At 63.7% G+C, this 25,872-nt stretch carries 27 protein-coding genes and 1 pseudogene; 15 read left to right on the top strand and 13 right to left on the bottom strand.

Translation table 11 applies throughout. From position 1 onward, the window contains the following. Positions 1 to 154: 154 nt before the first annotated feature. Complete coding sequence (locus ACWGTI_RS08610) at positions 155 to 1,309, bottom strand: PA0069 family radical SAM protein (protein ID WP_352584514.1); 1,155 nt, start codon at positions 1,307 to 1,309, stop codon at positions 155 to 157. 149 nt (positions 1,310 to 1,458) lie between these two features. On the opposite strand from ACWGTI_RS08610, the gene ACWGTI_RS08605 reads away from it, so the two are divergent. Next, on the top strand, positions 1,459 to 1,962 hold the full coding sequence (locus ACWGTI_RS08605; protein WP_454586911.1) for a glycosyltransferase: 504 nt from the start codon (positions 1,459 to 1,461) through the stop codon (positions 1,960 to 1,962). A gap of 191 nt (positions 1,963 to 2,153) precedes the next feature. Further along, positions 2,154 to 3,128, top strand: coding sequence for a hypothetical protein (locus ACWGTI_RS08600; RefSeq protein WP_454586706.1), 975 nt, complete (start codon positions 2,154 to 2,156; stop codon positions 3,126 to 3,128). On the opposite strand, the gene ACWGTI_RS08595 is transcribed toward ACWGTI_RS08600, so the two are convergent. The 7 genes from ACWGTI_RS08595 to ACWGTI_RS08565 form a co-directional block, all read right to left on the bottom strand. After that, the gene (locus ACWGTI_RS08595) at positions 3,118 to 3,546 is read right to left on the bottom strand and encodes a GFA family protein (RefSeq protein ID WP_454586705.1); all 429 of its coding nucleotides are present in this window, start codon (positions 3,544 to 3,546) and stop codon (positions 3,118 to 3,120) included. The genes ACWGTI_RS08600 and ACWGTI_RS08595 overlap by 11 nt on opposite strands. Positions 3,547 to 3,670: 124 nt before the next feature. Beyond that, a complete protein-coding gene (gene moaB, locus ACWGTI_RS08590; RefSeq protein ID WP_454586704.1) occupies positions 3,671 to 4,225 on the bottom strand; it encodes a molybdenum cofactor biosynthesis protein B in 555 nt (184 codons plus the stop codon). Beyond that, complete coding sequence (locus ACWGTI_RS08585) at positions 4,212 to 5,102, bottom strand: 4-(cytidine 5'-diphospho)-2-C-methyl-D-erythritol kinase (protein ID WP_454586703.1); 891 nt, start codon at positions 5,100 to 5,102, stop codon at positions 4,212 to 4,214. The genes moaB and ACWGTI_RS08585 overlap by 14 nt, the downstream gene beginning before the upstream one ends. A gap of 26 nt (positions 5,103 to 5,128) precedes the next feature. After that, entirely contained in the window at positions 5,129 to 5,314 is a 186-nt protein-coding gene (locus tag ACWGTI_RS08580; protein WP_454586702.1) for a hypothetical protein, read from the bottom strand. An 83-nt stretch (positions 5,315 to 5,397) separates the two neighbouring features. After that, entirely contained in the window at positions 5,398 to 6,255 is an 858-nt protein-coding gene (locus ACWGTI_RS08575) for a S49 family peptidase (protein WP_454586701.1), read from the bottom strand. A 119-nt stretch (positions 6,256 to 6,374) separates the two neighbouring features. Beyond that, entirely contained in the window at positions 6,375 to 7,172 is a 798-nt protein-coding gene (locus ACWGTI_RS08570) for a tRNA1(Val) (adenine(37)-N6)-methyltransferase (RefSeq protein WP_454586700.1), read from the bottom strand. Beyond that, on the bottom strand, positions 7,172 to 7,396 hold the full coding sequence (locus ACWGTI_RS08565; protein ID WP_454573744.1) for a putative signal transducing protein: 225 nt from the start codon (positions 7,394 to 7,396) through the stop codon (positions 7,172 to 7,174). The genes ACWGTI_RS08570 and ACWGTI_RS08565 overlap by 1 nt, the downstream gene beginning before the upstream one ends. Positions 7,397 to 7,596: 200 nt before the next feature. On the opposite strand from ACWGTI_RS08565, the gene ACWGTI_RS08560 reads away from it, so the two are divergent. The 5 genes from ACWGTI_RS08560 (at position 7,597) to ACWGTI_RS08540 (ending at position 12,497) form a co-directional block, all read left to right on the top strand. After that, positions 7,597 to 8,613: a polyprenyl synthetase family protein gene (locus ACWGTI_RS08560; protein ID WP_454573971.1), complete on the top strand. Its 1,017-nt coding sequence runs from the start codon at positions 7,597 to 7,599 to the stop codon at positions 8,611 to 8,613. Between the two features lie 76 nt (positions 8,614 to 8,689). Next, a complete protein-coding gene (locus tag ACWGTI_RS08555) occupies positions 8,690 to 9,358 on the top strand; it encodes a GntR family transcriptional regulator (protein ID WP_454586699.1) in 669 nt (222 codons plus the stop codon). 152 nt (positions 9,359 to 9,510) lie between these two features. After that, positions 9,511 to 10,110 carry a biotin transporter BioY gene (locus tag ACWGTI_RS08550; protein ID WP_454586698.1) on the top strand — a complete coding sequence of 200 codons (600 nt, stop codon included), beginning with the start codon at positions 9,511 to 9,513 and terminating at the stop codon, positions 10,108 to 10,110. A 6-nt stretch (positions 10,111 to 10,116) separates the two neighbouring features. After that, on the top strand, positions 10,117 to 10,533 hold the full coding sequence (locus tag ACWGTI_RS08545) for a DUF1284 domain-containing protein (RefSeq protein ID WP_454586697.1): 417 nt from the start codon (positions 10,117 to 10,119) through the stop codon (positions 10,531 to 10,533). Positions 10,534 to 10,724: 191 nt separating this feature from the next. Then, positions 10,725 to 12,497, top strand: a complete 1,773-nt coding sequence (locus ACWGTI_RS08540; protein WP_454586696.1) for a tetratricopeptide repeat protein — start codon at positions 10,725 to 10,727, stop codon at positions 12,495 to 12,497. A 60-nt stretch (positions 12,498 to 12,557) separates the two neighbouring features. Here the strand turns inward: ACWGTI_RS08540 and ACWGTI_RS08535 are convergent. After that, positions 12,558 to 13,017: pseudogene (locus ACWGTI_RS08535) on the bottom strand (N-acetyltransferase family protein). A 192-nt stretch (positions 13,018 to 13,209) separates the two neighbouring features. Here ACWGTI_RS08535 and ACWGTI_RS08530 point away from each other — a divergent pair. The 4 genes from ACWGTI_RS08530 to ACWGTI_RS08515 all read left to right on the top strand — a co-directional run bounded on the left by ACWGTI_RS08530 (position 13,210) and on the right by ACWGTI_RS08515 (position 18,268). Continuing rightward, positions 13,210 to 14,130, top strand: coding sequence for a glycine--tRNA ligase subunit alpha (locus ACWGTI_RS08530; RefSeq protein WP_454586910.1), 921 nt, complete (start codon positions 13,210 to 13,212; stop codon positions 14,128 to 14,130). Between the two features lie 82 nt (positions 14,131 to 14,212). Further along, a complete protein-coding gene (locus tag ACWGTI_RS08525; RefSeq protein ID WP_454586695.1) occupies positions 14,213 to 14,890 on the top strand; it encodes a DUF4328 domain-containing protein in 678 nt (225 codons plus the stop codon). Positions 14,891 to 15,369: 479 nt separating this feature from the next. Further along, positions 15,370 to 17,811 (top strand): glycine--tRNA ligase subunit beta, encoded by a 2,442-nt coding sequence (gene glyS, locus ACWGTI_RS08520; RefSeq protein ID WP_454586694.1) that lies wholly within the window; start codon positions 15,370 to 15,372, stop codon positions 17,809 to 17,811. 121 nt (positions 17,812 to 17,932) lie between these two features. Beyond that, positions 17,933 to 18,268, top strand: coding sequence for an ATPase (locus tag ACWGTI_RS08515; RefSeq protein ID WP_454586693.1), 336 nt, complete (start codon positions 17,933 to 17,935; stop codon positions 18,266 to 18,268). Positions 18,269 to 18,390: 122 nt separating this feature from the next. On the opposite strand, the gene ACWGTI_RS08510 is transcribed toward ACWGTI_RS08515, so the two are convergent. Continuing rightward, positions 18,391 to 18,783 (bottom strand): hypothetical protein, encoded by a 393-nt coding sequence (locus tag ACWGTI_RS08510; protein WP_454586692.1) that lies wholly within the window; start codon positions 18,781 to 18,783, stop codon positions 18,391 to 18,393. Between the two features lie 120 nt (positions 18,784 to 18,903). Continuing rightward, positions 18,904 to 19,374 carry a hypothetical protein gene (locus ACWGTI_RS08505; protein ID WP_454586691.1) on the bottom strand — a complete coding sequence of 157 codons (471 nt, stop codon included), beginning with the start codon at positions 19,372 to 19,374 and terminating at the stop codon, positions 18,904 to 18,906. 174 nt (positions 19,375 to 19,548) lie between these two features. Here ACWGTI_RS08505 and ACWGTI_RS08500 point away from each other — a divergent pair, with 174 nt between their 5' ends. The 3 genes from ACWGTI_RS08500 to ACWGTI_RS08490 all read left to right on the top strand — a co-directional run bounded on the left by ACWGTI_RS08500 (position 19,549) and on the right by ACWGTI_RS08490 (position 22,716). After that, the gene (locus ACWGTI_RS08500; RefSeq protein ID WP_454586690.1) at positions 19,549 to 20,514 is read left to right on the top strand and encodes an L-threonylcarbamoyladenylate synthase; all 966 of its coding nucleotides are present in this window, start codon (positions 19,549 to 19,551) and stop codon (positions 20,512 to 20,514) included. Between the two features lie 18 nt (positions 20,515 to 20,532). After that, positions 20,533 to 21,963: an FAD-binding oxidoreductase gene (locus ACWGTI_RS08495; protein WP_454586689.1), complete on the top strand. Its 1,431-nt coding sequence runs from the start codon at positions 20,533 to 20,535 to the stop codon at positions 21,961 to 21,963. 186 nt (positions 21,964 to 22,149) lie between these two features. After that, positions 22,150 to 22,716 (top strand): DUF6101 family protein, encoded by a 567-nt coding sequence (locus tag ACWGTI_RS08490; RefSeq protein WP_454586688.1) that lies wholly within the window; start codon positions 22,150 to 22,152, stop codon positions 22,714 to 22,716. Between the two features lie 206 nt (positions 22,717 to 22,922). Here ACWGTI_RS08490 and ubiA read toward each other — a convergent pair whose 3' ends face one another. Together ubiA and ACWGTI_RS08480 are read right to left on the bottom strand one after the other, a co-directional pair. Beyond that, positions 22,923 to 23,906: a 4-hydroxybenzoate octaprenyltransferase gene (gene ubiA / locus ACWGTI_RS08485; protein WP_454586909.1), complete on the bottom strand. Its 984-nt coding sequence runs from the start codon at positions 23,904 to 23,906 to the stop codon at positions 22,923 to 22,925. A 51-nt stretch (positions 23,907 to 23,957) separates the two neighbouring features. Beyond that, entirely contained in the window at positions 23,958 to 24,869 is a 912-nt protein-coding gene (locus ACWGTI_RS08480; protein ID WP_454586687.1) for a LysR family transcriptional regulator, read from the bottom strand. Positions 24,870 to 24,973: 104 nt separating this feature from the next. On the opposite strand from ACWGTI_RS08480, the gene ACWGTI_RS08475 reads away from it, so the two are divergent. Then, positions 24,974 to 25,768 (top strand): phytanoyl-CoA dioxygenase family protein, encoded by a 795-nt coding sequence (locus ACWGTI_RS08475; protein ID WP_454586686.1) that lies wholly within the window; start codon positions 24,974 to 24,976, stop codon positions 25,766 to 25,768. Positions 25,769 to 25,872 lie beyond the last annotated feature (104 nt).

Below are 25,872 nucleotides of genomic sequence, written 5' to 3'. Positions count from 1 at the left end.
GTGCGGCGAGGTTCGCATCGGCTCCGATTCTCCGCAAGTCCCTCCAGGGTCGAATGGGGCAAGACCGGGAGGGCACCGTCTGCAGGCCGGGGGACAGGCCGGACGGGATTCTTGTTTCCTGCCCGGCCGAAGACGGCGGGCAGGAGAAGTATCTTCAGAGCAACATCAGCTGCTCGGTCGCATTGGCGGCGGCGACGAACTGGTCGGTCCTCAGCGTCCGCCGTTCGGCGTTGAGGCCGAGCCGCTTGGCGGTGATCTCGAAGCGTCGGCCGATCTGCCAGGCATAGGGTCCGGCGCCTTTCATGCGCTTACCCCATTCCGAATCGTAATCCTTGCCATCGCGCATCGAACGGATCAACGACATCACATGCCGGTAGCGATCAGGATAGTGGCGCAGCAGCCAGTCCTTGAATATCGGCGCCACTTCCAGCGGCAGGCGCAGGATGACATAACCGGCTTCACGTGCGCCGGCAGCGCGCGCCGAATCGAGGATGCGCTCCATCTCCTGGTCGGTCAGCCCGGGGATGATCGGCGCCACCATCACCGACGCCGGGATGCCGGCATCCGAAAGTTGCCTTATTGCCTCCAGCCGCTTGGTCGGCGTCGATGCGCGCGGCTCCATGGTTCTGGCAAGCATGCGGTCCATCGTCGTCACCGACAGCGCCACCTTGGCCAGGCCCCGTTCGGCCATGCGCGACAATATGTCGATGTCGCGCGTCACCAGATGGGATTTGGTGACGATGCCGACCGGATGGCCGCGCGCCTCCAGCACTTCGAGGATTTCGCGCATGATCCGGTACTGCTTTTCGATCGGCTGGTAGGGATCGGTGTTGGTGCCGATGGCGATGGTACGCGGCTGATAGCCGTCCTTCGACAGTTCCTTGTCGAGCAGCCGCGCCGCATCAGGCTTGGCAAACAGCTTCGATTCGAAATCCAGCCCCGGCGACAGGCCCATGAAGGAATGCGTCGGTCGGGCGAAACAATAGACGCAGCCATGCTCGCAGCCGCGATACGGATTGATCGAGCGGTCGAAGGAGATGTCGGGCGATTCGTTGCGGGTGATGATCGTGCGCGGCTTCTCGACCTGAACCTCGGTCTTGAACGGCGGCAGTTCCTCCAGCGAATTCCAGCCATCGTCGAACACATGCCGGCTGACCGGTTCGAACCGGCCGGACGGGTTGATCCCGGCAGAACGGCCGCGGTTGCGGTCCGGACGGACGCGCATGCCGCTCTGTTCGATCATCGCATTGGCCATCTCGGCACGTCCTGCTCCGAAGGCTGCAATGTCCGCACGCACGATATGTTCCATTTTCGCCCTCTCCCAGGGACTGTCGGCTGGCTGTCGAATCGTTCTGTTCATGAAAATAATCCTATTTTGCCGAGGAGAACAAAGCAAGAACTTTTTTGCCACGCGATGCCAAACTGGCGCTTCGCGAGGCTTTCCGCTATTGCGCTGAAATGCTCAGCGTTCTCATCGAAACCCATGATGACGAAGAGGGCCTTGCCCGCACGCTCGCCTCGCTGATCGGCGGCGCGGTCGAGGGCGTGGTGCGCGACGTCATCGTCTGCGACACCGGCTCGACCGATCAGACGCATCGTGTCGCCGATCATGCCGGTTGCCACTTCGTCGCCGGCGGCATTGCCGCCGGGATCAGGCAGGCCAAGGGCGACTGGCTGATGTTGCTGGAACCGGGCGCACGGCTTGTCGAGGGCTGGATCGACGACGTTGTCGCCCATACGGCGCGGCAAACCATGCCGGCGCGCTTTTCCCGCGCCCGCGGCAGCCGCACGCCGTTCCTGGCGCGGATGTTCCAGGGAAACCGAGCGCTGGCCGACGGACTGGTCATCAGCAAGCGGCAGGCCGCTTCCCTGTCGAAGAGCGCGCACAGCGCCGAAGCCCTCGCGCGCGGTCTCGCCACCAGGCGGCTCGACGCCGAAATCTGGTTGGCTCCGGCCAAGTGATGTCTTGTCCTCCCGCGTCGGCGGGCGAGATCGATGTCAAACTTGTTATTTTAGCTCGTCGTTATTGTGCATTGCACAAAAGTTGACGCGGGGATAACATTCCCCTGATGCGGGACAATTGGGTTTGGGTAATGCTTGGGCGGTGAGCAGCCGACATTTCGTCGGTGCCGCGCTCATACCTGAGGACCCTGATGAACCTTTCCGCCCCTGACAAATCCGGCACCGCCAGCCTCGAGGCCATTGCCCGCAACGGAAGCCTGTTCCGCCGCATCGCCGCGCGCATTCCGACCTACCTGTCCGACCTGCGCGAGAACCCGGCCTGGCTGCCGATGTTCATGCTGGCCCGCACCATGCCGGCGCGCAGGCTGCACTGGCTGGGCGCCAAAGCCGCTCGCCCGGCGCAAAATGCCGGGGCTACGATGTTCAGAGGCGTGGATCTCAAATCGATTGTCGAAACGCTGCGTACCGATGGGTTGTTCTCTGGCCTGGTGCTGCCGCAGGTAATCCATGAAGAGATCGCCAGCTTTGCACAGAGCACGCCGTGTTTCGGCAATTTCGACCGCCGGCTCGAATTCATGCCCTGGGATCATGCCGAGGCCGAGAAGCGTTTCGGCCGCTCCCTGCTCAGTGGCCATTATTTCGAGCGCATCCTCGGCTGCAACGCGGCACTCGCGATCCAGAACGATCCGCTGCTGCACGACATCGCCCAGCACTATCTGGGCGGGCAGGCAAAGCTGATCACGACGCGCGTCTGGTGGAGTTTTCCGACCGGCGAGGCCTCCGATGCCGACAAGAACCTCGCCTCGCTCGGCAAATACCATTTCGATCTCGACGATTGGCGGATGCTGAAATTTTTCTTCTATCTGAAACCCTGCGATGCCGGCACTGGTCCGCATGTCTATGTCAAAGGCAGCCACAGGCGGCGCAGCCTCAAGCACCAGCTGACGCTGCTCGTCGGCCATCCGGCGCAAGAGGTGCTCAAGGTCTATGGCGACGACAGCCCGGTCACGTTGACCGGCGAGGCAGGTCTCGGCTTTGTCGAAGATCCGTTCGGCTTCCATATGGGCACCGTGCCGTCACTCACGCCGCGGCTGATGATGGAAGTCGGCTTCGGCGTGTCGCCGCCCTCGCGCCGCCGCTTCCACGGCGAACCGGTCATCCGCTGATCCGGATCTCGACCGGCATCCAACGCGCCTGCCGCCGGGCCATGCGGCCCTCGCGGCTCTCGGCATCGTAATCCATGGCGACCGGCTCGCGGCTGAACCGCGGCCGTTCGTCCAACGCGTTGACGATGACGATCGCCCTCGGGTCGCCGCCATCGGTGGTCACCGCCGCGACATAGACGCCGCAGTCCCGGCAGATGAGATAGTCGGCGGTGCGCAATCCGAACCGGTATCGGTGCAACCGCGCCTCGGTCTCGACTGTGACGATCAATCGGCCCTGCGGATCGGCGGCAGCGCGCGAGCCATGCCGGACGCAGAACGCGCATTGGCAGGCGCGGATCTCCATCTGCGATGGGTCGATCCCGGTTTCAAACGTCAGGTGGATGTTGCCGCAATGGCAACCGCCGCGGTACGCACGCATGGCATCTTTCCGTCTCAAGCACCCTGGCGACAGATTACCCGCCTGGCGACCTGCAGGAAATGACCCTTCGAGAAGTCCAGGCGTCATTCGGCCTGAGATAGGCGGCGCGCGACCGGCACTTGGTTTACGAGCCGGCCTTGCCGCGCCGTAAATGCTCGTCCAGGCGCGGCATGATCTCGACGAAGTTGCAGGGCATGTGGCGATAGTCGAGCTGTGGCTTCAAAATGCCGTCCCAGGCATCCTTGCAGGCGCCGGGCGAACCCGGAAGCACGAAGACGAAGGTGGCGTTGACGACGCCGCCGGTCGCCCGGCTCTGCACCGTCGACGTCCCGATCTTGTCGTAGGAAATGCGATGAAACACTTCGGAAAAGCCATCCATGCGCTTTTCGAAGATCGGCTCCAGCGCCTCCGGCGTCACGTCGCGGCCGGTGAACCCGGTGCCACCGGTGGTGATGACGACATCGATATCCTTGTCGCGCGACCAGCCCAGCACCTTGGCGCGGATTTTCTCACGGTCGTCGGTGACGATGTCGCGGGCAGCCAGAATATGGCCGGCCTCGGTGATGCGGTCGGCCAGCGTCTGGCCGGATTTGTCGTCGGCGAGGCTGCGCGTATCGGACACCGTAAGCACCGCGATGCGCACCGGAATGAACGGGCGGCTCTCGTCAATTCTGGCCATCGGTTCCCTCCGAAGCGATGCTTCGTGTCGCCGCGACAAACCAGTCCGGTTCGCGGCTGCGGATCTCGGCCGCCGCGCGCTTGGCGACATTGCCGGTCTCGAACAGCCCGAAGCATGTCGCGCCGGACCCCGACATGCGCGAAAAGCCCGACCCGGCTCTGTTCAGCAGCGAAAGCGCCCTGCCGATGGGTGGCTGTATCGCCTGCGCCGGTGCCTCAAGATCGTTGCGGGTGATCTCCAGCCAGTTGCGGACGCTATGGAAGTCGAAGCTGCGAGGCAGCGGCGGCAGCGGTTCGTTGTCGCGCTTCTCGAGTGCGTTGAACACGTCCTGCGTTGAGACGGCGACGCCGGGATTGACCAGCACCAAGGCGAGTGCGGGAAAATCCGGCAGCAGCGACAGCTCGTCACCAACGCCGCGCGCGACCAGCGGTTTTGCCGCAAGACACATCGGCACATCGGCACCGAGCGTGAGGCCAATCCGCGCCAGTTCGGCTTCGCCGACGTCGAGACCCCAGGTCTGGACAAGGCCGCGCAGCACCCCCGCCGCATCGCTCGAACCGCCGCCGACGCCGGAGGCGACCGGCAGGTTCTTTTCCAGCCGGATGGCAACCGGCGTGCTCTGCTTGCCGGCTTCGCGGCGAAGCGCCTCGCGCGCCTTCACCACCAGATTGCTGTCGTCGATAGGCACAGACGTCGCGTAACGGCCCGACACGGAGAATTGGTCGGCCTCGGCAGGCTCGATCTCGACCCTGTCGCCGAAGCGAGTGAAAACGGCCAGGCTTTCAAGTAGATGATAGCCGTCGGCACGCCTGTCGGTGACATGCAGCGCCAGATTTATCTTGGCAGGCGCAAGCCATGTCCGGGCTGCGGCATCCACAGTGTCGGCTGCAAGCGGGATGATGCTCAGTCCTTGGCCAGGCGGTATTCGCCGGTCTTCGGATCCTGGACCAGCGTGCCGTTGGTGCCGTTGGCCGCCTGCTTTTCGGTGCGCCGCACCTTGGCGGTCACGCGCTCGGCTTCGCGGATGAAGGTGCGGTAGCCGAAATAAGCGGCGGCGCCGACGACTGCGAAGAAAATGATCTGCGGCATCTCAAAACTCCTCCCTCGCAAGGCGGCAAAGGCGGCCGGGTCGGGTCAGACAGATTGTTATGCTAGACGCTTTCCCTGGTTTTTCAAAGCCCGAAGCGCGCCCACACTGCGCGTTCTTCCGCCGCATCGATCACGCCGCTGGCGGCGGCGGCAGCAATATCGGGCGCCGAAAAGTTCGAGCCGAACAAGCCGATGCGGCCGAAAAGGCCACGCGGCGCGGTGACCAGCCTGAGCTGGGTTTTCGCGCCGAACCGGGTCTTCAGCACCGTGCGCATGTCGCTCAATGCATCGACGAGGCCAAGCTCCAGCCCTTTCTTGCCGGTCCAGAACAGGCCGGTGAACAGGTCCGGATCGTCCTTCAGCTTCGAGCCGCGACGCTCCTTGACCAGGTCGATGAATGTCTCGTGCACCTCGAGCTGAAGCGCCTTCAGGCGCTCGACGTCGTCCTTCTTCTCCGGCTTGAACGGGTCGAGCACCGCCTTGTTCTGGCCTGCGGTGTGGACGCGGCGCTCAACGCCGATCTTCTTCATCAGCTCGGGAAAACCGAACGACGCAGAGACCACGCCGATCGAACCGACGATAGAGGATGGATCGGCAAAGATCTCGTCGCCGGCAACCGCGATCATGTAGCCGCCCGAGGCCGCTACATCCTCGACGAAGACCAGCACCTTCTTGTTCTTCTCGACCGCGAGATCGCGGATGCGCTTGAAGATCAGCCGCGACTGCACCGGCGAACCGCCCGGCGAATTGATGGAGATGGCGACAGCCGGCGCGTCGAACAGGAATGCCTTTTCGATGAGAGCGGCCGTGGAGGCGAGCGACAGGGTCGGCCGGAACTGGCCGCCGCCGGCCATGATGGCGCCGTGCAGCCTGATGACCGGAATGGTGACGACGTTGGAACGCCAGGATTTCGGCAGCAGGCGGTTGAAAAGGCGTTTCACGATATGGCTGTCTCCAGTGGCTTCAACGCATGTAGGGATTTGCTGGCCAACGGCAATGCCGCGGTTTTGGGCGAATGCATGTCGCGTGCAGTAGCTCGCGACACGCCGGCAGCCCAAAATCAATCGCCGAACAGCGACGCCAGTCCGTTGTTGATCATCTCGGTCCGCTCCGACGGGCCATCGCCCGTCTCGGCATGCAGCATCAGCGGCGGGCGGATCGACAATTTTCCACGCGCGCCGAGCGACGCCCGCACGACAATGCGGATTGCGGCTGCTTGCGGGCGTGGATGGACGGCCAGCATCTCGGTGTCGCCGAAGCGGCCGGACAAGGCATCGAGGAGATCGCGGAGCTGTTCAGGCCGCGCGATGACGACCAGGCCGCCGCGCGGCTTGGCGACGGCGGCCGCACTTCGGATCCAGCTTTCGAACAACCCGTCCTCCATGACATGCGCTTGCCGGCGCAGCGGGTCAGGTGTGGCTCGGTCCTCGGTGGCGTTGAAGGGCGGGTTCATGATGACGAAGTCGAAGGAATTATCGGCAAGGCCGGCCTGCGTGCGCGCCCGGCCCGACAGTGTAACGTCGGCTGTCAGCACAGAAGCGCGGTTGCCGAGATGCGCATTGCCGGGATGGGCGAGCGTGGTTGCCGCGAAACCTGCCATCTCGGTCGAGCGTTCGACAAGCACGACCTGCGCCTCTGGGCAGCGCGACAGGACCGCCAGGCCCGCCGCACCCGCGCCGGCGCCGAAATCGGCAAGCCGCCCGGCAAAGGTTGACGGTACAGCCGCTGCCAGCATCATGGCGTCCATGCCGGCGCGGTGGCCGGTCGCGGGCTGCACCAGCCAGAAGCGGCCGCGATGGAAGGCATCGACCGTGTGGGCCGGCGTATCGGTGACAGGGGCGGCGCCGGGCACGGCCATTATTTTCGGCGGATTTCGTTGGCAATCCCGGCGTCGGTCAGGATGCGCCGCGCCTGATCGGCCTGGTCGGCATCGACCATGACGCGCTTTTGCAAAAGACCGATCGACCCTTCGAGAATACTCATATTCTGGTCGGCGACGAAAAAGACGATGCCGGCATCGCGCATCAGCGATTCGACAAAAGAGATGATCACGGCATCGTTGGTGCGGATGAGTTCTATCATCGGACGAAGTTCGCAGGTTGTATCGTTGATGTAAACGCTGGAGGCATGGTGCCGAAAAGCGTAGAGCGGCTCTAAGGGCTGACATGCCGTCACCAAAGCCGCGCCAATTCGCCTCTTGCCGTGCCCGTATGTGCCGCCCTAGAGTCTGTGGCGGGACCAGGGTGCCGTCGCACGCGTGATCAAGACGGGAGTGTTTGTTGGTGGGTGTCGTTCTCAACATCGAAAACGGGAAGCGGGAACCTGCTTCTATCAAGGATCTCATCGACCTGACATCCGCCGATATGGGCCGCGTCAACGAATTGATCCTGTCCAAGGCCGGCTCCGACGTCGAGATGATCCCGGAGGTCGCCAACCATCTGATCTCGTCGGGCGGCAAGAGGCTCAGGCCAATGCTGACGCTCGCCGCCGCCCAGATGTTCGGCTATTCCGGCGAGGGCCACGTCAAGCTCGCCACCTCGGTTGAATTCATGCACACCGCCACGCTGCTCCACGACGATGTCGTCGACGAGAGCGGCATGCGCCGCGGCAAGAAGACCGCGCGCATGATCTGGGGCAACCAGGCGAGCGTGCTGGTCGGCGATTTCCTGCTCGGCCAGGCGTTTCGCATGATGGTCGATGTCGGCTCGCTGGAAGCGCTCGACATCCTGTCCAGCGCCGCCTCGATCATCGCCGAGGGCGAGGTGATGCAGCTTGCCGCCGCCAAGAACCTGGATACCACCGAGGACGAGCATTTCGCCGTCATCAAGGCCAAGACCGCGGCGCTGTTTTCGGCCGCCGCCGAGGTTGGTCCGGTCATCGCGCTGGCGACGCGCAACGATCGCGCCGCATTGCGCTCCTACGGTATGAATCTCGGCCTTGCCTTCCAGCTTATCGACGACGCGCTGGATTATGGTGGCTCCAGCCAGGAGCTGGGCAAAAATGTCGGCGACGATTTCCGCGAGGGCAAGGTGACGCTGCCGGTCATCCTCGCCTACCGGCGCGGCACCAAGGCCGAACGCACCTTCTGGAAGCGCGCCATCGAGGACAATGTCACCGACGATGCCGGGCTGGAAAAGGCGATCGGCCTGATGACCCGCCATGGCGCCATTGCCGACACCATCGGCCGCGCCCGCCATTTTGGCGAGATCGCCCGCGACGCGCTGGCGCCGCTGGAAGCGACGCCGCAGAAATCGGCACTGATCGACGTCATCGATTTCTGCATCAGCCGGGTGAACTGACCGTCGAGCGCGCTTGCCGCGAAATCACACAGCGGCCGTCTCGACAAAGCGGCGTGCGTCAAATTATCTATAAAACATGGCAAAGACCGCAGACGACACCATCGCCGTGCGCATCAGCAAGGTGCTGGCCGACCGCATCATATCGGGCGCGATCGAACCGGGGGCTCGGCTGCGGCAGGATCATATCGCCGAGGAGTTCCAGGCCAGCCATGTCCCGGTGCGCGAGGCCTTCCGGCGTCTCGAGGCGCAAGGGCTGGCGATCGGCGAGCCCAGGCGAGGCGTGCGCGTTGCCGCTTTCGATCTCGGTGAGGTCAGGGAAGTTGCCGAAATGCGGGCGGCACTTGAAGTTCTGGCGCTCCGCCATGCCGCGCCGCATCTGACGGCGGCCATTCTCAACCTTGCCGAGGAAGCCACAAAGGCCGGCGACAAATCCCGCGATGTCCGCTCCTGGGAGGAAGCCAACCGCACCTTCCACCGGCTGATCCTGGCGCCCTGCGGCATGCCGCGGCTCATCGCGACCATCGACGATTTGCATGCGGCAAGCGCCCGCTTCCTGTTCGCCGCCTGGCGCTCGGAATGGGAAATCCGCACCGATCAGGACCACCGCGCGATCCTGAGCGCGCTTAGGCAAGGCAACATCGAATCGGCCGCCGCCACCCTTGGCCGGCACGTGCAGTGGATCGGCCAGAAGCCGGTCAAGACCGCGTCAGGCAAGATGCGCGAAGCCTTTGCCATCGTCGGCTAGCTGCACGAGAAATGGACCTACGATCATCGCTGTTTCGGTCGGCTCCAAGCCTTTTTCAGGGCGAGGGGTTGCCATCTCTGCGCAAATATGGATTCGATAATAGATCGAACAACAAAATTATCTATAATTTACAATCAACCAGGGAAGCCGCCATGACCGACATCGCCTTTTCGCCCTCCAAGCCATCCTTCAGCCCGTTGCGCCTGCAGACCCGCTCGCTTGGCTGGCAGGTCGGAGCCGTCGTCCTGGGCACGCTGTTTCTGGCGCTGTCGTCCTACATCGAAGTGCCGATGGTGCCGGTGCCGGTAACCATGCAGACCTTCGCGGTGACGCTGATCGGCGCGCTCTATGGCTGGCGGCTTGGCGCCATCACCATCGCCGCATGGCTCGTCGAGGGCGCAGCGGGCTTCCCGGTGCTATCGGGCGGCGCCGCCGGCATCCAGCACTTTGCCGGCCCGACCGCCGGCTACCTCTTCGCCTTCCCGCTTGTCGGCGCGCTCGTCGGCTGGCTGGCCGAGCGCGGCTGGAACGGCAACCGGGTAATGCTGGCCTTCGCCGCCATGATCCTCGGCAACCTTGCCTGCCTGGTTCTCGGCACCGCCTGGCTCGCCGTCATGATCGGCCTCGAACAGGCCGTCACCTTCGGCTTCCTGCCCTTCGTCGTCGGCGGCTTGCTGAAGTCGGCGCTCGGCGCCGCGACACTCAAGCTGCTTTCGGGCAACAAGGCAGAACCGGCCGCAACTGCGTCCTGAGACCCGATGACCGTCAGGCTGCGCTCCCATCATCTGCTTTGTCTGCTGACCTATGTCGGCAAAGGGTACAGCGCAGCCTTCGTCGCCAATTATGACGCGATCGCGAAACGTCTTGGCCGGGGCGAGGATGTTCTGATCGTCTCCGGTCCGGACGACATCTGCCGGCCGATGCTCGGCGAGGCCGAATCCCATTGTTTGGGCGAAAGCGCCGCCGGCCGGGACGAGCTGGCGGCACGCGACGTCGGCAAACTGCTGGCCCGGCCGATCCGGGCCGGTTCCTGCTTCGGCCTCGACGCGGCAACGTTGGCCAGCTTGCGCGCGGCCTTTTCAGCCGGTGTGACGCGTGAGGCCTGCCAGGGTTGCGAGTGGGCAGGCCTGTGCACCATTGTTGCGGCAGGCGGATATCGCGATGTCAGGCTGTAGCTCCCAACCCTGATCTGCTATTATCCCGATCCGACAGTGCGTGCGTTGCCATGGTTTGTTAATCGGGTGACCCGATTGTGAATTCGGCCCGGATTGAAGCCTGACCCCAAAAAGGCCATGCTTTGTCCGGAAACATCGAGTCTATGGCGGTCCCGCCTGTGTGCGGGTCGTGTCTGGCTGAAAGGGATACGATGCGGCAAGGACGTGCGCGCTGGCTCGCGGGGCTGGCAATTGTGGCAGGGATGGCGATTTCTCCGCTGCCCGCCTACGCCAAGGAATCGGCCGACCCGGTCAAGATCACCTCCTTCTCGGGCGCCTATCTCGCCGCCCGCATCGCCGAAGGCGACAACGACCTCGACAATGCCATCGCCTATTACAAGCAGGCGCTGGCCTTCAATCCCGGCGACACCTCGCTGCAGCAAAGCCTGATGCTGTCGTTGATCGCGCAGGGGCGCTTCGAGGAATCGCTTGTCTATGCCGACAAGCTCAAGGAAGTTCCCGATGTCGAGCGCTTCTCGCGGCTGGCGCTGGCGGTCGATTCCTTCCACAAGAAGGATTTCACCAAGGCGCAGTACTGGCTCAAGCTGTCGCTCGAATCCGATCTCGATCGCCTGATTTCCGGCGTCATGTCCGGCTGGGCACAAGAGGGCGCCGGCGACCCAACCGGGGCGATGGCCTCCATCGACAAACTGCAGGGGCCGGACTGGTTCGGCCTGTTCAAGTCCTTCCACCGCGCGCTGATCGCCGATGCCGCAGGCCTGTCGGACAAGGCTGATGCGCTCTACGACGCGACGCTGACCGACACCACGGCCGGCGGTGCCGCGCCCGAGACATGGATGCGCAACGCCCAGGCCTATGCCTCTTTCCTGGCGCGCAAGGGCGACAAGAACAAGGCGCTCTACGTGCTCGACAAGGCCGAGGCCTTCGCGCCAGGCAAGCTCGACATCCAGGCGCTTCGCGACAAGATCAGCAAGGGCGACAAGATCGAGCCCTTTGTCTCCAGCCCGTCGGAAGGCGCGTCCGAAATCCTGCTTGACCTCGCCATCGCGCTCAATCGCGGCGGCGGCGAGCCGTTCGTGCGCCTCTATCTGCAATATGCGCTGGCGCTGAAGCCCGACAGCGACGCCGCTTTGGTGCAGCTTGCCGCCGTTGCGGAGCAGCTGAAGGACGGCGAAGGCGCCATTGCGCTCTATCGCCGCATTCCAGCCTCCTCGCCGCTGAAGGAGCTTTCCGACCTGCAGCTCGGCCTCAACCTTGCCGATCTCAACCGTCACGATGAGGCGATCACCCATCTGAAGGCCTTCGTCGACGCCCACCCCGACGACATGCGCGCCTATCTGGCGCTGGGCGGGGTCTATGCCTCGAAGGAGGATTTCCGCTCCGCCGCCACCCTATACGACAAGGCGGCCGCGGTGTTGAAGACGCCGACCAATGCCAACTGGAACATCTTCTACCAGCGCGGCATCGCCTATGAGCGGCTGAAGGAATGGCCGAAGGCCGAGCCGAACTTCCGCAAGGCGCTGGAACTGTTCCCCGACCAGCCGCAGGTGCTGAACTATCTCGGCTATTCCTGGGTCGACATGAACATGAACCTCAAGGAAGGCCTGGCGATGATCCAGAAGGCCGTCGACCTGCGGCCGAGCGATGGCTACATCGTCGATTCGCTGGGCTGGGCCTATTTCCGCATGGGCCGGTTCGACGACGCCGTGCGCGAAATGGAGCGCGCCGTGTCGCTGAAGCCGGAAGATCCGGTGCTCAACGACCATCTCGGCGATGCCTACTGGCGCGTCGGCCGCAAGCTCGAAGCCACCTTCCAGTGGAACCAGGCGCGCGACCTGAAGCCCGATCCCGATGTGCTGGCCACCTTGCAGCAGAAGCTGATGAAAGGCCTGCCGCCGATCGAATCCAACACCGCGCAGGAAACCCCGAAGGTCAAGCCTGTCGTGCCCGCGCCGAAAGGGTGAAATGGCCATACGTCTGATGAAACGGGGCTCGCTGAGCCCCGTTTTCGTTTCAGAACAGCATCAAAAGAGCTTTCGGTAGACGACAAACCCCGAGCGGTCGCCGATCTTGTCGTAAAGCTTCATCGCCGTGTGGTTGGTCTCATGCGTCAGCCAGTAGACGCGGCCCGCCCCGGCAGCTTGCGCACGCTCATAGACGCCTTCGATCAGCGCCCGGCCGATACCCTTGCCGCGCGGCTTCTGTGGTGAAAAGGTCCTGCAGATAGCAGTTCGGCGAAATCGCCGTCGTGGTGCGGTGGTAGAGAAAATGGACAAGGCCGAGAAGCTTGCCTTCGCTCTCGGCCACCAGCGCATGCATCGGCTCGTAGGCATCGAAGAAGCGCGACCAGGTCATTGCGGTGATCTCGCCTGCCAGGGCCGTCGGGCCGGAGCGCTCGTAAAACGCATTGTAGCCGTCCCACAGCGGCAGCCACTGCTCGTAATCCTGCCGGGTGAGGGGGCGCACGATGGACTGGGCGGGCATGGCGGAACCTTTGTCGTTGGAACTTGCCCGAGCAAATGGCGCTCAGCGCCGTCCGGCAATGGGCCAGCCGGAAGCAATGCGTTCAACCTCTGAAGGCACAGTGCGGCAGGCGCTGCCTTGACGCTTGCAGGCCCGGCAACTAGGGAATGACTTCATTTTTGCGCTTCCGAGGCCGCCGTGTCGACAGACCATATGCATCCCAGCCGTTCGTTCCAGGGGCTGATCCTGACCCTGCACAATTACTGGGCCGCCTATGGCTGCGTGATTTTGCAGCCCTACGACATGGAAGTCGGCGCCGGCACCTTTCATCCGGCAACCACGCTGCGCGCGCTTGGCCCCAGGGGTTGGAACGCCGCTTATGTGCAGCCCTCGCGCCGGCCGAAAGACGGCCGCTATGGCGAAAACCCCAATCGGCTGCAGCACTATTACCAGTACCAGGTGATCCTCAAGCCCAATCCGCCGAACCTGCAGGAGCTCTATCTCGGCTCGCTCAAGGCGATCGGCGTCGATCCGCTGCTGCATGATATCCGCTTCGTCGAGGACGACTGGGCAAGCCCGACGCTGGGCGCCTGGGGGCTCGGCTGGGAGTGCTGGTGCGACGGCATGGAAGTGTCGCAGTTCACCTATTTCCAGCAGGTCTGCGGCATCGAATGCGCGCCGGTGGCGGGAGAACTGACCTACGGCCTGGAGCGGCTGGCGATGTATGTGCAGGGCGTCGACAATGTCTACGACTTGAACTTCAACGGCCGCGAAGGCGCCGAAAAGGTTACCTATGGCGAGGTCTTCCTGCAGGCCGAGCAGGAATATTCCAGGCACAATTTCGAATATGCCAACACCGCCATGCTGCTGAGGCATTTCGAGGATGCCGAAGCCGAATGCAAGGCGCTGCTCGCGGCCGGCGCCCCGGCCTCGAATGACAATCTGCCGATGCACCGCATGGTCTTCCCGGCCTATGACCAGTGCATCAAGGCAAGCCATGTGTTCAACCTGCTCGATGCGCGCGGCGTGATTTCCGTCACCGAGCGACAGAGCTACATCCTGCGCGTGCGCAATCTGGCGAAAGCCTGCGGCGAGGCGTTCCTGATGACCCAGGCCGGCGGACTGGCGGCCTGACCTACCGATAAGGTGCTGTCCGCTTGAGCGTCGGCCTTTGCGCGTCTAGCTTGTGCAGGGCGCGGATGAGGAGCGGGCTGACGTGAGCATCTTCAAGGACTTCTCGGCAAGCACCGCTTGGGTGATCCGCATCTTGTGGGTCCTCATAGCGGTCGATGTCATCGCTGTCGTGTCCGGCTATTTCGAGTTCCAGCTTCTGGTCGACATCGGCAGCGGAACTGGAAGCCTGGGTTACGACGTTTCGGCGGCCGCCGATTCGAGCGACAACAGGCAGAGGATTGTCGGCATCATCCAGGTCATTCTCTGGCTGGTGGCGGGAATAAGCATTCTTGCCTGGATAAGGCTGGCCAACAAGAACGCCAGGGCGCTTGGCGCCACGGATATGGAGTTCACGCCCAATTGGGCGATCGGCTGGTATTTCATCCCCGTCGCCAATCTCTGGAAGCCCTATCAGGCGATGGCTGAGATCTGGCGGGCAAGCGGCGGATCGAAAAGCTGGAAGACAGAGTCGGCGCCGGGCATATTGACGATCTGGTGGTTCGTCTGGCTCGCCTCCAACATTTTCGACCGGATCGCATTTCGGCTCACCATGAAAGCAGAGCAAATCCCGGAACTGCAGAATGCAAGTCTGGCGATGATGGCCTCCGATGTCGTCAGCGTGTTCTTGAGCCTGGCCTTTCTGGAGGTCGTCAAGGATATTTCGCGACGGCAGACGGCCCAGCCGGCGGCAGCTCTGGAGGAGCAGCCGGATCCCGCCTAGGCGGAAAGGGAAACGGTGTAGGTTACGTCAGGCGTGCTGTGGCCGCTCGCCCCAGCCATCGTGCGCATTGCCTGACGCACGCCCGGCATCGAGAAGGCGCCATGCACCTGCGCGGCGAAACAGGCGCTGAGTGCGAGTATCTGGAGGAGTCTCGATGCCGTTTTCATGGTCGTTCAGCCAATAGATCCCTGCCTGAGCGTTGGTCGCTTCAGCGCTGCGTTTGGTTCATGGAAATCTTTGATCCAAGGACGGGTGGGGTCCGCCCGTCCCGACAGGACGGTCAAAATTTCTGGAAAGGGTGACAGCGGCCAGCCGAGTTGCTATGCCCCGCGCGACCATTCTCCCGCACGAGCCGAACCTATGCCTGACCTGCTACAAGAACTTCGCTCCGAGGAAATCCCGGCCCAGCCGTGCGACCGCAGCGCCGGAGGCGCGAGGACGCGCAAACAGGAAAACGGCATGCGGGTGGAGAAACTTTGATGCCGGATTTGTTGCTGGAACTTCGCTCCGAGGAAATCCCCGCGCGCATGCAGCGCAAGGCGGCGGGCGATCTCAGGAAGATGCTGACCGACGGTCTGGTCGAGGCGGGTCTGACCTATGAGGCGGCGCGCGAATACTGGACGCCGCGGCGCCTGGCGCTCGACGTCAGGGGTCTGACCGCGCGCTCGCAGGACATCCACGAGGAGATCAAGGGGCCGCCCACGACGGCGCCGGAACAGGCTGTGCAGGGTTTTCTGCGCAAGGCAGGCCTTGCCTCGGTTACCGAGGCGCATGTCCATTCCGACCCGAAGAAGGGCGATTTCTACGTCGCGCATATTTCGAAGCCGGGCAGGGCGGCGGAAGCAATCATCGCCGAGCTGGTGCCGGCCATCATCCGCAGCTTCCCCTGGCCGACATCGATGCGCTGGGGGCCGGCTTCGGCCAAGCCCGGCTCGCTGCGCTGGGTGCGGCCGCTGCAGACGATCCTGTGCACCTTCGGCCCCGAGACCGAGGAGCCGGTGGTGGTCGATTTCGAGATCGACGGCATTCGCTCCGGCAACCTCACCTACGGCCATCGCTTCATGGCGCCCGGCGAAATCACCGTGCGCCGCTTCGACGATTACGTGACCAAGCTGGAAGCTGCCAAGGTCGTGCTCGATGGCGACCGGCGCAAGGAGATCATCCTGGCCGATGCCCGCAACCTTGCCTTCGCCAACGGGCTCGACCTGGTCGAGGACGAAGGGCTGCTGGAAGAAGTGTCGGGCCTTGTCGAATGGCCAGTGGTGCTGATGGGCGAATTCGAGCAGGCCTTTCTTGCCATTCCGCCTGAAGTGGTCCGGCTGACCATTCGCGCCAACCAGAAATGTTTTGTCACCCGGCCGCAAGGCGATGGCGAAAACCTCTCCAACCGCTTCATCCTCACCGCCAACATCGAGGCCAGGGACGGCGGCAAGGAGATTGCGCATGGCAACGGCAAGGTGGTGCGCGCGCGCCTCTCGGATGCGCTCTATTTCTGGCGTACCGACCAGGGCGATCTGCCTGACCTCGTGGAGCTTGAGGCATCAGCGAAAAAGTTCGGGCTCGATCTGAAAAAGCCGCTCGACCAACGCATGGCCCGCCTCGACCATCTCAACGTCACCTTCCACGCCAAGCTCGGCACGCAAGGCCAGCGGGTGGAACGGATCAAGCGGCTGGCGCAAGAGATCGCCGACAGCTTGTCGAAGCAGCCGAAATTCTTCGGCGGCAAGCTTCTGTCCGCCGACGCCCTCAACGCCGAACAGAAATACCTGCGCGAGCGCGCCGGGCGGGCCTCTGTGCTGGCGAAGGCTGATCTGACCACCGAAGCAGTGGGTGAGTTTCCCGAACTGCAAGGCGCCATGGGCCGCAAGTATGCGCTGCTGCAGGGCGAGCATCCGTCCGTCGCCGCCGCCATCGAGGAACACTACAAACCGCAGGGCCCATCCGACCGTGTGCCGACCGATCCCGTGTCGATTGCCGTAGCGCTGGCCGACAAGCTTGATACGCTGGTCGGCTTCTGGGCAATAGATGAAAAGCCGACCGGTTCGAAGGATCCCTATGCGCTGCGCCGCGCTGCACTGGGCGTGGTGAGAATCATTCTGGAAAACAAGCTCAAGCTTTCGCTTGGCACCGCCATTGCGGCGGCAGTCTCCTCCGCACTCGCCGCCTATGAACAGCAGGGCGAAGGGGCGGAAAGTCGCGGTGTTGTCGCGATGCTCGATTCCCGTATCCGCGATTACAAGGGAACAAGTCAGCTGCTGTCGGAAGCAAGCTTGATTTCCGACTTGCTGAAGGGCGGGCTGGCCGACGCACGTTCAAGGACCTTTGGCTCTCCCGACCAGGAACGAGAGTTCTTCGACGGTCAGCGCATGATGGAATTGGAGGCGTCGCTGTCGCCATTTATTGCTGACCTTTTCGCCTTCTTCCACGACCGTCTGAAGGTCTATCTGCGCGATCAGGGCGCCCGCCACGATCTCATCGATGCGGTCATCACGCCGAAGTCGGACGATCTCCTGCAAATCGTGCGCCGCGTCGAAGCGCTCGGCTCCTTCCTCGACACCGAGGACGGCAAGAACCTGCTCGCCGGCACCAAGCGCGCGGCCAATATTCTGGCCGCCGAGGAGAAGAAGAAAACGGCCATTGCCGCGACTGTTGAGCCGGCGCTATTTCGCGAGGAGGCCGAGAAGTCGCTGTTTGCCGCGGTGAATCAGGCTGAGAAGCAAGCCGGCGAAGCGATTCAAAAGGAAGACTTTTCCGCCGCCATGCTGGCGCTTAGCGTGCTGCGTGAACCCGTTGATTCATTCTTTGAACGTGTTCTCGTGAATGATGAGGACCAGGCCGTGCGCGCCAACCGTCTGGCGCTGCTCGCCCGTATCCGCGCAGCCACCGATCAGGTCGCGGATTTTTCCAAGATAGCTGGCTAAGGGGCGGGGAAAAGCCCAGAAAATTTTCGCCGCCGCCAGCCGTTCGAGCCGGCTTACAGTCATATGGCGATGATCTCTCCGTGGCAAAAAGGACATGTTCCCAACCCCCACGGAGGCTTCCATGAATTCCGCTCACGACATCGAAGTGACAGAAGAAACCTCGGGCACTCCCGAGGCGCTCGAATCCGCTTCCGAAAATAGTCTCGACCATGCCGCCGCCGCGGCGGTCGAGGCCGCCGACCTGTCGGATGACGAGGAAGGCGATGACGAAGACAGCGACGAATTGGGCGAGGAAGAAGGTGCCGAAACCACCGCTTCTTCGGACGACGATGAGGACGAGGAAGACGACGAAGACGAAGATGAAGACGACGACAGCGTGAAGGCCGAAGCCGGCGGCGCTGACGAAACCGAGGAATCCGACGACGAGGACGACGACGACAAGGAAGAAGCGGCCTGAGCCTTCAGGCGACTGACATTAACAAGAAAGGGCGGCGTTCACACGCCGCCCTTTCTTGTTCGGAACTGACTCCGTCAGTCCTCCAGAGGCTGACTTTGTCAGTCCTCCCGAGGTTGACGAAGTCAATCCTCCAAAATGCTCACATGCACGCTGTCTGAATAGACGTCGACCTGGATCAGCGGCTCGCCATTGACGATGGCGTTCCGTGTCGAGGAACTCATGGCGCCGCCGCGCTTCAGCATGCGCTCCAGATACGCGCGGTCGTCGTTGCCGCGGAACCAGTCGTCGCCCTGGTCGTCGGCGTCGCGGCGGTGGAACTTGTGCCAGTTGGCGCGGTCCTGCCGCACCATCTGTGCCGCGGTGCTCAGTTCGTAGCCGTCGCTGGCGTGGTGATCGCGATCGGAAATGCGCGCAACGTAGGACCCCAGCATGTCGTCACCGGCCTGCGCGCTGCCAATGCCCAGAAATGACGCCAGCAACAGGCCGGCAACAGTCAATGATTTCGTCATGTTCATGAGACCCCCTTGCTCAGTTGAAACCCGGCGCGCTCATGCCAAACCCGATGGGCGAAATTGAGGTCGCCGCCGACAAGCCGATCGTGCGCCGGGGCGTCGATCGGCGTCAAGCTGAATGGCCTACTCGGCTTTGCCGACGCCCTGGCTCGGCTGCTGTGGCGTTGCCGCTGCCTGCGGCGCAGCAGCCGGCTGCGACTCGGGCTTGCCATTCGACGCCGTAGCAGTTCCGGCCGGTGCGGTCTCAGCTCCAGGCTTCGTCTCAGCTGCCGGTGCTGCCGCAGCGTTCGCCTTGGCGGGAGCCGGCGCGGCGAAGGCGCCGCCGACGACGCCGCCGCGAATGATCATCGGGCCCTGGCCATGCCTGGGCTTCTCGGGTATCGCCGCGACATTCTCATAAGTCACGTCGGGCTGGGCATCGCCGAGCGCGACGATCGATGGCGACGACGCGACCTTCATCGGTTCGGGTGTGCCGACCTTGATGACCGATGGCGTCGAGGTCGAGACGCCGAGAAAGACGATCGACGAGGCCTGTGCCCCACCGGTCATCGCCGCCAGGGTAAAACCAAGCGCTCCAAGCATACGCATCGACATCGAAACCATCCCCTTGCCCAACAAGCCGCCAGCCTTGACCCAGAAAGCCTTAACCCCAGTGGATTGATGCCGGCTTGCGGAGAAACATAGCATTTTAGGCATTGATAATTCACCAACGCCGGCTTGCCCGAAAATCGCTGCCGTACTAGGTCCGGCGCCTGTGAGGTGATGCGAGTGGCTGAGATACTACCCGTCGGCGAAGCGATGGAGCGGGCGCTGGCGCTGCTTGAGGGCGGCGACGTCGTCGCCATCCCGACGGAGACCGTCTACGGACTGGCCGGCGACGCCACCAATGGCGTCGGCGTCGCTCGCATCTTCGAAGCCAAGGGCCGGCCGCGCTTCAACCCGCTGATCGCCCATGTCGCCGATCTGGCGATGGCCGAGCGCATTGCCACCTTCGACCCGCTGTCGGAACGATTGGTCCAGGCGTTCTGGCCGGGGCCGCTGACGCTGGTGCTGCCGCAGCAAGCCGGCAACGGCATCCATCCGCTGGTCACCGCCGGGCTGGATACGATCGCGCTGCGCATGCCCAGGGGGTTCGGCGGCGAGCTGATCGCCAGGCTCGGCCGGCCACTGGCCGCGCCCAGCGCGAACTCTTCGGGCAGGATCAGCGCCACGACGGCGCAAGCCGTGGCGGCCGATCTCGGCGCCAAGATCCGGCTGGTGGTCGATGGTGGCGCAACCCCGGTCGGACTGGAATCGACTATTCTCAAGGTTGAAGGCGACACTGTGCGGCTGCTGAGGCCGGGCGGCATTGCCGCGGCCGACATCGAGGCCGCCGTCGGCACCGAGTTGCTGCGCGGCGCGACGACCGGGATTGAGGCGCCAGGCATGCTGGCGTCGCACTATGCGCCCGGCGCCGCGGTGCGGCTCAATGCGCAAAGCGTGGCTAAAGGAGAGGCCTTGCTGGCCTTTGGCGGTGACCGCGCCGAAGGCTGGCAAGCGGCCGTCGCCTTGCGCAACCTGTCCGCATCAGGCGACCTGCGCGAAGCAGCAAGCAATCTGTTCGCCTGTTTGCAGGAGCTCGACCGCAGTGGCGCGGCGACGATCGCCGTCGAGCCGATCCCGTTCGAAGGCCTGGGCGAGGCGATCAACGATCGGCTCTTTCGCGCCGCCGCCCCCCGTGACAAGCTCGACTGAGGGCCATAGTTTCTGCCCATGAACGACCAGCCCTTCGATCTCGATCCCGCCCTCATCGACCGCTTCGCCGCAATCGTCGGCGACAAATATGCGCTGCGTGGCCAGGCCGATATCGCGCCTTACCTCATCGAGCGGCGCGGGCTGTGGCACGGCAGGACAGGACTGGTGTTGCGTCCCGGCAGTGTCGACGAGGTCAGCCGGATCATGCGGCTGGCGAGCGAGACTGGAACGCCGGTCGTACCGCAGAGCGGCAATACCGGGCTGGTCGGCGCGCAGGTGCCCGACGCGTCGGGTCACGAGATCGTGCTGTCGCTGTCGCGGCTGAACCGTATCCGCGAGATCGACGTGTTCTCCAACACGGTGACCGTCGAAGCCGGCGTCATCCTGCAGACGCTGCAGGAAGCGGCCGATGCCGCCGACCGGCTCTTTCCGCTGTCGCTTGCCGCGCAAGGATCCTGCCAGATCGGCGGCAATCTGTCCTCCAATGCGGGCGGCACGGGCGTGCTTGCCTATGGCAATGCGCGCGAACTTTGCCTCGGTGTCGAAGTGGTGCTGCCGACCGGCGAGGTGTTCGACGATCTGCGCAAACTGAAGAAGGACAACACCGGCTACGATCTGAAGAACCTGTTTGTCGGCGCCGAAGGCACGCTCGGCATCATCACCGCCGCGGTGCTGAAACTGTTTCCCAAGCCCAAGGGCCGCGAAGTCGCCTTTGCCGGCCTGTCGTCGCCGGAAGCAGCCCTTTCGTTGTTCAGCCTGGCGATGGACCGGGCAGGGGCGGCACTCACTGCCTTCGAACTGATCGGCCAGCGTCCTTATGATTTCACGTTGCGCCACGCGCAGGGCGTCACCCGGCCGCTGGCCGAGGACTGGCCCTGGTATGTGCTGACGCAGGTGTCATCCGGCCGTTCGGCTGAGGACGCCAGAGGGCTGATCGAAGAAGTGCTGTCGGAGGGCCTCGAGCAAGACATTGTCGGCGATGCGGTGATCGCGGCAAGCCTGGCGCAGGGCGACGCGTTCTGGAATTTCCGTGAGGTGCTGCCGGATTCGCAAAAGCCCGAAGGCGCCTCGATCAAGCATGATATTTCGGTGCCGGTGGCATCCATCCCTGCGTTCATCGCCAAGGCTGCGGGGGCTGTCGCCTCGGTCAGCCCGCAAGCACGCGTCGTCTGCTTCGGCCACATGGGCGACGGCAATCTCCACTACAACATCTCCCGGCCGCAGGATGGTGACGACGAAGCGTTTCTCGGCCTCTACCACGCCATGAACCATGCCGTGCACGATGTCGTGCGCTCCTTCCATGGCTCGATCTCGGCCGAACACGGCATCGGCCAATTGAAGCGTGATGAACTGATCGCCACCGCGCCGCCAATGGCGATCGAACTGATGCGCCGGGTGAAGGCGGCCTTCGATCCGGCCGGCATCATGAATCCCGGTAAGGTTATCTAATCCTTTCAACATCTTGTGGCTGGTCTCATTCCGATAACCATCCACCGAGATCAGCAAAATTTAACCGACTTTCTTAAGCGCGCAGGTAAGAAGCCCGCGCTACTGTTTCGCCATAACGAGGCTGGGAAAACTGGCCCGGTGGGATCCGTGAAAGCGGCTCTCAGGAGAGACACAGGAAGGCAGTAGATGAACAGTGTACTGAAGCCCGTCTGGGCTGGGCGCAACATGCGTCTTGACCCATTCCGCCTGCCGCAAGTGGTAAGCTATGCCACGCGCGACGATTATGGCGACGTTACCTTCACCATCGACCAGCGTGGCGCCGTCATCCGGCGCACGCTCGAGATGAGCGGCCTGCCGGCGATCATCGCGCTGCCCGCCAATGCGTTTCGCGGCGTCGCCGCCCGCGCGCTGGAGGATCCGGAAGGCAATGTCACGGTAACCCTGGAACTCCTGCACAATGACCCGATGCTGTCGGTGCCACTGCTGGTGGCCGACGATCTCGACGACGTCGCCGCCGACTGGCGCGCCTGGGCCGATGCTTACCGGCTGCAGATGCTGCTGATCGAATCCGACGGTATTGCCCGCACGCTCGAAGAATCGCTGGGCGCCGCCATCAAGGCGCTGCCGGCCAAGGATCGCCGCAAGGGCCGGGTTTCGACCACGCGCCGCCCGCGTTTCCTCGCCCGCCGCAGGGCCGGCGATTTGGGCCTGAGGCTGGTCGTCGACGGCGAAGAGATTATTTCAAGAGAGTAGGCTGTGAAGCGCCCTTTCTCCCCGTCCCTATACGGGGAGAAATGTCCGGCAGGACAATGAGGGGCAGCGCTGGCCTCTAATGGTTAAGCACCTCAAAACGCGAATCCGCGCGGTGTCGCTGTAGTGGATTTTAGCTCACCTTGAAGGCTTGCGCTGCCCCTCATCCGGCTGCCGCCACCTTCTCCCCGTGAACGGGGAGAAGGGCACTACACCAGCGGCTTCAGCGCCACCCAGAGCGCGCCGCCGATCAGGCCGAGGAAGATCAGCCAGCCGACCTGGTTGTTCGATTTGAACAGCCGCAGGCATTGATCGGGATCGTCGATATCCAGAACTGCTATCTGCCGCGCCATATGCGCACCGGCGGCGATCAGCCCGGCCAGCGCCACCACCGGCGCCTGCGCCGAGGCGAAGGCGATGGCAAAGCACACCAGCGTGCCGCCATAGAGCCCGACCAGCCAGGTCTTGGTGTTGTCGCCGAACAGCCGCGCCGTCGAGCGCACGCCGACAATGGCGTCGTCTTCCTTGTCCTGATGCGCGTAGATGGTGTCGTAGCCGATCACCCACAGGATCGAGCCGATATAGAGCATGATGGCCGGGCCATCGAGATCGCCGAACTCGACAGCCCAGCCCATCAGCGCGCCCCAGGAGAAGGCGAGCCCAAGGACGAATTGCGGCCAGTTGGTGAAGCGCTTCATGAAGGGGTAGACGGCAACGATCACCAGAGAGACGATGCCGAGCGGAATGGCGAAGTCGTTGAACTGCAGCAGCACGACGAGGCCCAGCAAGGCCTGGATGACCAGGAACGCCCAGGCCTGGCGGCGCGTCACCTTGCCGGCCGGCAGCGGCCGCGAACGCGTCCGCTCGACCTTGTTGTCGATGTCCTGGTCGACAATGTCGTTGTAGGTGCAGCCGGCGCCGCGCATGGCGACGGCGCCGACAAAGAACAGGAACAAGAACCACGGCGCCGGCAGCAGCGTCAGCAGCGGGTCGGTGGGGTGGGGATAGGCGCTGGCGGCAAGTGCTGCCGACCACCAGCAGGGCCACAGCAGCAATTGCCAGCCGATCGGCCGGTCCCAGCGCGCAAGCTGCGCATAGGGCCACAGCCAGCGCGGCAATATCTTGTAGACCCAATGGCCGCTCGGCGCGTCGGCGACGCGGCCCTGGGCCGCTTTCGACTGGATGGTTTCCATCGTGCTGGAGTGGCAGCAGCAGCGAGCGCCGTCAAGCGGCCGCATCGTCGCTCAGGCGGTGAAGACATCGTGGCTGGCAAACCATTCCTTCGCCACCTCGATGAAGGCCAGCGCGGCTTTCGACAGCCTTTGGCTTGTGTCATGGGTGAGGATGATGCGCTGCATCGGCAGTGGATCCGACAGCGGCTTGCAGACCAGCGGCAGGCCGTCATAACTCCTGTCGCCACAGGGCCTTGTGTAACTCACCGCGACGCCGAAGCCGTTGGCGACCATGCTGCGCTGCAGTTCGAATGAACTCGTCGTCGATTGCGAGACCGGCGACAGGCCGCGGCTCAGAAACAGGTCCAGCATATGCTGCCAGCTGTGCGGCTGGTCGGTGGTAACAAGCGGATGGGTCGCCAGCTCCGCCAGGCTGACGCTCGCCTGGCTGGCCAACGCGTGGCCTTGCGGCAGAAGCGCATGCGGCCGCAGCTCATGCAGCAGGATGCGGGCGAAGTGCGAGGGCAGGCCGAGATCGTAGGTCAGGCCGAGATCGATGGCGGAATCGCCGAGCCGGCGGCCCAGCGTCTCGAAGGTCTCGTCGCGCACGACCACAGTGACCGCCGGGCAGCGTTGCGAAAAAGTGCGGATCAGCGCCGGCGCGAAATAGGGCGCAAGATCCTCGAAACAACCGAGCACCAGCTCGCCGCCGACATCGGCATCGCGCATCCCGAGCCCAACAAGTTCGTCCGCTTCGGCCAGCACCTGCTTCGCCTTCGCCACCGCGCTGCGGCCGAACGAGGTCAGCGCGATGCCGCTGCCGCGCTGGCGCACGAACAGTTTCTGGCCGAGCGTCGCTTCGACATTGTCGATCGCCACCGAAATCGACGGCTGTGAGACGTTCAGCATCCGGGCGGCCGCGGTGACGCTGCCATGCCGGGCGACGGCGACGAGGTAGCGCAATTGGGTGAGTGTCAGGTTCATAGGTTAAAGCTATAAGCGGAATGAGAAGTTATTATTTTACGTGATGTTGTGCGGCTGCGATAGTCGGTTATCCAACTTCGGGCATCCAACAGGGGAGACATGACATGGCCGCCAGACATATCGACGCCGCAGCGATTGCCGACTACCAGCGCGACGGCGCCGTCTGCATACGCGGCGCCTTCAAGGACTGGGTCGGCACCATCGCCGCCGGCATCGAGCGCAACATGCAGAACCGCAGCGCCACGGCGTCTGACATCGCCAATGGCAAGGGCAGTTTCTTCGACGATTACTGCAACTGGGAGCGCATCCCCGAATTCGTCGATGTCGTGCGCAATTCCCCGGCCGCCGAACTGGCGGCGGCGGCAATGCAGTCGCGCAGCGCCCAGTTCTTCCACGACCATGTGCTGGTCAAGGAACCGGGTACGCAGAAGCCGACGCCCTGGCATCAGGACATCCCTTATTACTTCGTCGATGGCACGCAGACCGTCAGCTTCTGGATCCCGATCGACCCGGTCAAGGAAGCGACGCTGCGGCTGATCGCCGGCTCGCACAAATGGAACAAGATGATCCTGCCGGTGCGCTGGCTCGACGACAGCAATTTCTATGCCGGCGACGGTGACTATCTGCCGGTGCCCGACCCCGACAACGACCCGTCGCTGAAGGTGCTCGAATGGGAGATGGAGCCGGGCGACGCCATATTGTTCGACTTCAGGACGGCGCATGGCGCGCGCGGCAATCCGACCGCGGCGCGGCGCCGGGCGCTGTCGCTGCGCTGGGTCGGCGACGATGCGCGCTATGTCGAGCGCCCCGGCCGCACCTCACCGCCCTATCCCGGCCATGACATGAAGCCCGGCCAGAAACTGCGCGAGGATTGGTTCCCGGTCGTCTTCAGCAGCTAAGCCGCCTTCCAGAGCTGAGCCTGGCCGGGAACGTTGTGCCCTCGGCGCGACGTTCCCGTGCGCAAGCGGCGTCGCGCAAGGTAAAACTCTTGACCCGCGCCGCC

Source organism: Mesorhizobium sp. ArgA1, assembly GCF_053714375.1.
Note: the sequence above shows the minus strand (reverse complement) of the source record. Positions and strands in the feature narration are given on the sequence as shown.